This is a genomic window from Falsiphaeobacter marinintestinus (assembly GCF_007923355.1).
In the GTDB taxonomy this organism is placed as follows: Bacteria; Pseudomonadota; Alphaproteobacteria; order Rhodobacterales; family Rhodobacteraceae; genus Phaeobacter_A; species Phaeobacter_A marinintestinus.
Genome location: NZ_VOGO01000027.1, coordinates 1 through 7,399 on the forward strand (window position 1 = coordinate 1; position 7,399 = coordinate 7,399).

A 7,399-nucleotide genomic window follows, 5' to 3' on the forward strand; every position below is an offset into this window, starting at 1 on the left:
CATAAACCACAACGCATAACTAACGGTGGGTCAAATCTCGGTGAAAATACCGGGTCAGTTCTCAGTGACATTCAACATATCTGGCGCCTGCATTAAGGTCGCAGCCAAAGCTCAGTAGCCCCAATGAAGGAATTCGTCCGTTGCAAAGAAAGGCCGCAATGCTCAACAGGTTTCTGATTTTTCTATCAGTTGCTTTCGCGTGGAACAGCGTCTTGCATGCTGAAGAATTCTGCGCTGTGCCTTTAGCTGTCAGCAACTCGGTTTCCATGGAGCACTGGGGGTCCCAGACTGAGGTTCTTACAGTGCCGGGGTTTGCGAATTCCTTCATCAAGCTTGGGCGAAACGAAATTTTGACCGTAGAAGATAGGGCTTTGATCGAATTTGAAGGGCCACCCCTTTCAAACTGGAACCGCTTGATGCCGAACACCATAATTGATCGGCAAGGAGAGACTTGGGCCTATACTACGATACGTGAACCCGCGCTATTTAGGCTTACAGCGGATGGTGAGTTTGAGCGTCACGGTTTGTCCAATTTATCTGATCTGGATGGGCTGGCAGACCCGGATTGGCGGCGAGCACATTCTGATCGCACAGACCGATGGCGGCTTGATCGCAACGGCCCGATTTTCGTCTCAAAATCAGGTGAACTGTACAAGGTTGCCGGAACCCTAGCAACGAAGGTTCGGCCACCGCCGGGCTGGGACCCCAGAATGCCGGTCCCAATAGATATTAAAGGGTTGGGGGACTTTGCTCATGTCGAAGGTAGAATATGGTATCGCAAAGACCCTGAGAGTTCTTGGCAACAAGTTGCAAGAATAAAGGATCTTCTCAGCCTCTATTCTCAGTCGCCGTTCTCGATTTTTGATGTGCTGTTCAACGAAGACACCGGGCGTTTGCTACTTCTCTTGGAAGACCGGGCTATTGTTGGCCGTTTTGATACCAATCTTCCACATCCAGTCTTTGATTACCAGTTTTCGGGCGGCATCGTCCTTGATCAAGCATCAGGTAAGGTCCTTGTATGGGCGGGTGAGCCACTGACTCAAAGTCGCAGGGACAAACCCAAATTGATTAAAGAAAGCGAAGGATTGTGGGAAATGTCTCCTGGCGCCGCTAGGCTCAGGACCCATTGATTTCCGGCGATCAGCGTGATTCACCGTTCGAAAAACGAGCAATGAACATGTCTGATCTAATCTGGCTGTCCGATGCGCAGATGGCGCGTCTTGAGCCCTACTTTCCCAAATCCCACGGCAAGCCTCGCGTAGATGATCCACTGCCCGGCAGTTGATTGCAAAGCAATCAATGAGAGGGGGCGTGTTCTGAGCGGGATTATCTTCATCAATCGCAATGGCTTGCGTTGGCGTGATGCGCCGAAGGAATATGGCCCGTACAAGACGCTCTACAACCGCTGGAAACGATGGAGCGATAAGGGCGTCTTTGCCCGAATGATGGCTGGCCTGGCTGCCGAACACGGCGAAGAAAAGACCGTGATGATCGACGCAACCTATCTGAAGGCCCACCGGACAGCGACCAGTTTGGGCGTCAAGTAAGGAGGATCAGGAATTGATCCAGTGGATCAATTTCCCGACGAACGGGGGCGCGGGCGTCTGATTGGCCGCACCAAAGGCTGCATGAATACCAAGCTGCACGCCATCTGCGACAGCTACGGACGTCCGCTGAATCTGTTCGTGACCGCCGGTCAAGTCAGCGATTACATCGGCGCACGGGCGCTGCTGAGCGGCCTGCCGGATGTCGATTGGCTGCTTGGAGATCGAGGCTATGACGCTGATTGGTTCAGAGAAGCGTTGAAAGACAAAGGGATACGCGCCTGCATCCCTGGTCGCAAGCAACGCAAGATAGCCATCCGATACGACAAGCGTCGTTACAAACGACGCAACCGCCCCTCTCGTGACATTGCTGCCCAATGCACTGCCGGGCAGTGATTGAGATCATGTTTGGCAGACTGAAAGACTGGCGGCGTGTCGCAACTCGCTATGACCGCTGCCCAAGGGTCTTCCTGTCGGCCATCGCCCTCGCTGCAATCGTCATTTACTGGTTATGAGTCCTGAGCCTACTTGAAGAAGAACCAACGCTCCTTGTTTGCCAATAGAGCTGAGACGTAGGGGCCCCTTTTCCGAAATTCTGCAATGCAGCCAATGTCTGCTTCGGAGAAGCCGCATCGCAGCATCCCGTGACACTGTGCATATTGGTTTAGGGCCACAAGCGACGCATCTGCCTAAAAAGCACACAGGTGCTCAGGGTTATTGCAGGATAGATCACCCCTCTGCTGGCGTTACGGCCCGCTGGTAGAGATGCCATGTCGTGTGGCCAAGGATTGGCAGGGTGAAGATCAGGCCCAGAAACGCGGGAACCAGTGACAAAAGCATCGTGACCGCGATGATCGCGGCCCAGGTGAGCATGACTACCGGGTTTTCCGCGACGACGCGAATGGACGTGAGCATGGCGGAAACGAAATCGATGTCCCGTTCGAGTAGCATGGGCATGGCAACGACGGTCACCGAAAACAGCACTGCCGACAGAAATGCGCCGACGCAGGTGCCAATGGCAAGGAAGGTCCAGCCCTGAGGTGTGAAGATTACGGTGTTTAAGAACCCGTCCAAATCCGAGAAGGATGAATCTTGCAGGACGATCACCAGAACAACCCGAAACTGATAAAACCATACCCACAAAACAAACAGGGTTACAAAGGCCATCCAGCCCATTTCGCGCTTGCGTTGATTGGCCATGACTGTGAGGATTTCAGACCAACCGAAACTCTCTTCATTCTGCAACCGGCAGGACATTTCATATAGCCCGGCGGCGGCGAAAGGTGCGATCAGCGGAAAGCCCACGGCGGCGGGAATGATCATCCAGATCTTTCCGAGCCAGACCAGGCACCAAACAAACAGGATTCCGAAAACCGCATAGAACAGACCGAAGAACCCGCTCATGAAGGGGCGAGCCAGAAAGTCGGAAAACCCGGCCTTCAGCGACTCGGTGACATCACCCGCAGTCAACTTTTTGACCTTGGGCATGGCTGGCTGCTGCGGCGTCAGATTGTCCGGTGGTGTGGGACCTGTGGTCTTGGATGTCATGACGGGCTCCTCCCAAAGCCTGCCATCGCGCTGGTCTGTTTGTTTCAGAACCCGCGGTGAAACAGGCATCCCTCTTCCGCAAACAACTTTGCATCAGGTTGGGCATATGGGCAAGAAGTGAGCATGGCAGTGAAGTTCCGTATAGCCAGCAGCGAACGTTGGTGAGACCACGCACTTGCAGCGGATGTCCCGAATGACGGACCGCAACGCAGCATTTTAAAGGCGAGGCGAATGTCCGGATTGGGCGTTCGTTGCGGCCGACACCAACGAGCGGATTTTGTTGAAAAACTCTTCCTTGATTGAGATCTGAACGGCTGATTCAACTCCTGTTATTTGGGGGAGGGTTGGCCATGTTGGGACCGAGGCAGGAAGCACAAGCCGCGTTGTTCTATGAGTTCTCGCTGGAGGATCACGTTCCACAAGACCACCTGCTGCGCTCGATTGATCGGCTTGTTGATCTGAGTAGCATCCGGGCCCATCTCGCAGATTTCTAAAGCCACACACGCCGCCCTTCCGTCGATCCTGAGCTGCTGATCCGGATGCTTCCGGTCGGATACTGCTTCGGGATCCGGTCGGAGCGACGGCTCTGCGAAGAGGTCCACCGCCAGTTCCGACAGGTGTTGTACCTTCTTCAGTCTCATAGCCACTTCTCCTTCTTCTTCGGGTAAACCATCTCAGGTTAACCCACCGGGGGAAGCAGCCGGTTCATCCCATTAACAGACAGCCGGGTCGGGTCGTGCTCTGAAAAGATCAAATAGCTTGACCCGCAATGATCAGCCCCACTTGAGTGGTCCAATTCGATTGTTAGTACATGACCAGCCTTGGGTCCATCTGGACGATGGTTTCCGGCGCTGGTGGGCGGTAGCCCAGAGCACTATGCGGGCGTATCTTGTTGTCGTGTTTCCTCCATTCTTGGATCAGGATTTGGGCTTCTCGCAGGCTGTAGAAGATTTCGCCATTCAAGAACTCGTCTCGGAAGCGCGCGTTGAAGCTTTCACACTATCCGTTCTTCCAGGGGCTGCCCGGTTAGATCTATGCCGTTTTCGCGCCAACCGCCTTGATCCAGTCCTGTACGGCCTGAGCAATGAACTCCGGGCCGTAGCACGTCGGGAAGAAGCGCTGTTTATAGGTTATGGACACGCGCGCAGCCCCCAAATTGCGCAGCGGGTGGCCATAACCGGGTCTCAGGTCTCAACAGTGGTTTTGCATGAACCACACTGATGAGGAGACCGGCTATGACCGCCACCCATATTACTGCTTCGACCGTGCTGGTCGCCATCGACATTTCAAAACACCGGCACGAGGTCCTGATCGGTATCCCGGGCAAGAAGCGCCGCCGTCGTTTGACGATCACAAACACGCTTGCGGATTTCCTCTTCGGGCGAGATCTGGCCGAGCAGGTCGAGCAGATTAATTGGTCTTGGCGTCAACTGGCTGGCCACTTGGGGAATGTCAGTTCAGATCTGCATTATAAACTTGTGGCCCAACGCGTGCCTTCTAAACTGCCCCAAACATGAGTTCTTTTTCCGACAGACCGCACCAAGTGGAGAGTCCAATGCCTCAAACATCAGAAATCAATCGTCAGATCGTCCTCGCTGAACGCCCCAATGGCCAACCAGACGAAAACACGCTGCGGATGGATATGAACGAGATTCCAGAGCCTGGCGCGAACGAGATGCTGGTGCGCACGGTATATCTGTCTTTGGACCCATACATGCGAGGGCGTATGAACGATGCCAAATCCTATGCTGAACCTGTGGCCATCGGCGGGGTGATGACAGGACAGGTTGTAGGGCAAGTAGCAACGTCAAATCTCGACGGTTACGAGGCCGGAGACTTCGTTTTGTCAGGCAGCGGCTGGCAGGACTATGCGATTTCCGATGGAACGCAGGTGATCAATTTGGGGAAGAACCCAGAAAACCCGTCATGGGCATTGGGGATCCTCGGCATGCCCGGCTACACGGCCTACGCGGGGCTTCTAAAGATTGGCGAACCGAAACCTGGTGAAACCGTTGTAGTTGCTGCGGCTGCCGGTCCGGTTGGTGCGACCGTCGGGCAGATCGCAAAACTAAAGGGATGCCGCGTCGTCGGCATTGCCGGAGGCGCGGACAAATGCGCGCATGTCGTCGAAAATCTTGGCTTTGATGCCTGCATCGACCATCGCGCTGATGATATGGCCGCCCAACTACGCGTGGCCTGTCCGAGCGGGATTGATGTCTATTTCGAAAACGTCGGTGGCAAAGTGCTTTATGCTGTGCTGCCGCTGCTTAATCCATTTGCCCGAATGCCGGTTTGCGGCATGGTGGCATGGTACAACCTGCCAGGCCTGCCTGAGGGACCGGACATGGGTCCGGTCATAATGGGCACAATCCTGCGGATGAAGGTCAAGATGCAGGGGTTTATCATCTTCGACAGTTTCCCTTTGTCGGTATATCAGGAATTTGCCAAGGACATGACGGGCTGGCTCAAGGATGGCTCTGTGAAATACAAAGAACACATGGTTGAAGGGTTGGAGAAAGCACCTGAGGCGTTCAACCAACTACTCGTGGGCGGTAACTTCGGAAAAATGGTCGTAAAGGTCGATTGAGCGACCATTGGATCGCGCCCTTGAGGTACCCAGTAACCGCTTCAGGGGCAGCCCACCTTCGTTTCGTTGGCTCGCGGTTCGCCACATACCGAACGCCTGGTGGACCCGTGAGCCAGGCTTTTCATTCTTGGTGTCCAATGAAACAAAGACCCCATGTCGAAAAAAACCCTCAACAAAGACAACTTGGCTGCGCTCGGATCGGAGCGTTTGGCTGATCTTCTACTCGAGGTCAGCACTGGCAGCGCTGAGATCAAACGACGACTGCGTCTTGAGTTGAGCCACAACCTTGGTCCGACGGAGCTTGCGCGGGATGTCAGAAAACGGCTCATATCGATCCGTAAATCGACCAGTTTTGTGAGTTGGCGTAGGCGTAAATCCCTGATCAAAGATCTTAACACCCAATTGGAAATGATCACGGAAAAGATCGCGCCAGAGGAGCCGACGGAAGCCTTTGATTTGCTGTGGCAGTTCATTGAATTGGCGCCTTCAGTTTATGAGCGGGTCGATGACAGTCGCGGCGATGTGGGCGATGTCTTTCGAACCGCATTATTGAGGTTTGAAGCCATTGGCCCCCGTGCGGTTCTGGCCCCAACGGCCTTGGCATCCCGCATATGGGATGCCCTGCGTGACAAAGGCTATGGAGAATTTGACGGGATCATCGGGCTTCTCGCGCCGACATTGGGTGAAGGCGGCTTACAGCATCTCAGGAGCTTGGTTGAAGCTTATGGCGAGATGCCCGCAGATGAGTCGCCGGACGATCATGAAGCACTTCGCTTCTTGCGGGATCTGCGCAGCGACAGCGGCAACTATGCACGCGACCAGAAAGACCGTCTCACCAAAATGTGTCTGCAAGAGATCGCAGAGGCCCTGGGTGACACAGACGCATATATTGCTCAGTACACGGCGAGTGAGTTGACCCGTCCTGATCTAGCCGCCGAGGTCGCACACCTGTTGCTCTCGCAAGGAAAGGTCGATGAAGCGCTGAACAGACTGACAGGTGCAGACCTCACGGCGCGCGCGCTGGGTCAAAAGGAATGGGATACGGCTTACATTGCCTGTCTGATCGCGCTTGATCGGATTGACGAGGCCCAGTCGCATCGCTGGGAGCGCTTCTGTGTGACGCTCGATCCGGACCTTCTTCGAGATTATCTCAAGGTGCTACCGGATTTTGATGATATTGAAGCGGAGGACAGTGCAAAAGCCAAGGCTCTGAACTTTGAGAACCTGCATCTGGCATTGGTATTCTTTTTGGATTGGCCGGACTTGTCCTGTGCTGCCCGCCTGATCGAGAGCCGCGCTGCGGAACTGGATGGCGATCTCTATCACATTCTGACACCAGCTGCTGAAACCCTGCGGGAGAAGTATCCACTGGCGGCAGTTCTGCTGTGGCGCGCCATGATCAGTTTTTCACTAACGGACGGTCGCTCAACCCGCTATGGCCACGCAGCCGATCACCTGATGGACTGCGCCTCAGTGGATCACGAGATTGGCGATTACGGCCCTTTCGCGCCGCATCTGAGCTATCTGGCGGACTTGCACACGCAGCACGAACGAAAGACATCTTTCTGGCGAAGAGTGCGCTAACGCTCGGATCGGGGTCTGTAGGTCTTTGTTTAAGGGGAAGTGGCCATGCGGACCTCGCCTGTTGAATGTCACTGAGAACTGACCCGGTATCGCCCTGAATTGTCACTGAGAATTGACCCATGTGAACACACTTCCC

General features: G+C 54.6%; 4 protein-coding genes and 4 pseudogenes. 6 read left to right on the plus strand and 2 right to left on the minus strand.

All coding sequences use genetic code 11. The features are described from left to right. Positions 1–140 precede the first annotated feature (140 nt). Together FOY56_RS23030 and FOY56_RS23035 are read left to right on the plus strand one after the other, a co-directional pair. Positions 141–1,130, plus strand: coding sequence for a hypothetical protein (locus FOY56_RS23030; protein ID WP_146348502.1), 990 nt, complete (start codon positions 141–143; stop codon positions 1,128–1,130). Between the two features lie 47 nt (positions 1,131–1,177). Next, positions 1,178–2,059 (plus strand): annotated as a pseudogene (locus FOY56_RS23035) (IS5 family transposase). Positions 2,060–2,273: 214 nt separating this feature from the next. On the opposite strand, the gene FOY56_RS23040 reads toward FOY56_RS23035, so the two are convergent. Continuing rightward, complete coding sequence (locus FOY56_RS23040) at positions 2,274–3,092, minus strand: DUF2189 domain-containing protein (protein WP_146348503.1); 819 nt, start codon at positions 3,090–3,092, stop codon at positions 2,274–2,276. A 350-nt stretch (positions 3,093–3,442) separates the two neighbouring features. Here FOY56_RS23040 and FOY56_RS23045 point away from each other — a divergent pair. After that, positions 3,443–3,694 (plus strand): annotated as a pseudogene (locus tag FOY56_RS23045) (transposase); the annotation flags it as partial. Positions 3,695–3,896: 202 nt separating this feature from the next. On the opposite strand, the pseudogene FOY56_RS23050 reads toward FOY56_RS23045, so the two are convergent. After that, positions 3,897–4,190 (minus strand): annotated as a pseudogene (locus FOY56_RS23050) (integrase core domain-containing protein); the annotation flags it as partial. Positions 4,191–4,327: 137 nt separating this feature from the next. Between FOY56_RS23050 and FOY56_RS23055 the strand changes: the two are divergent. The 3 genes and pseudogenes from FOY56_RS23055 to FOY56_RS23065 form a co-directional block, all read left to right on the plus strand. Next, positions 4,328–4,465 (plus strand): annotated as a pseudogene (locus FOY56_RS23055) (IS110 family transposase); the annotation flags it as partial. 182 nt (positions 4,466–4,647) lie between these two features. Continuing rightward, a complete protein-coding gene (gene curA, locus FOY56_RS23060; protein WP_146348505.1) occupies positions 4,648–5,679 on the plus strand; it encodes an NADPH-dependent curcumin/dihydrocurcumin reductase in 1,032 nt (343 codons plus the stop codon). A gap of 153 nt (positions 5,680–5,832) precedes the next feature. Further along, positions 5,833–7,263: a DUF6880 family protein gene (locus FOY56_RS23065; RefSeq protein WP_146348504.1), complete on the plus strand. Its 1,431-nt coding sequence runs from the start codon at positions 5,833–5,835 to the stop codon at positions 7,261–7,263. Positions 7,264–7,399 lie beyond the last annotated feature (136 nt).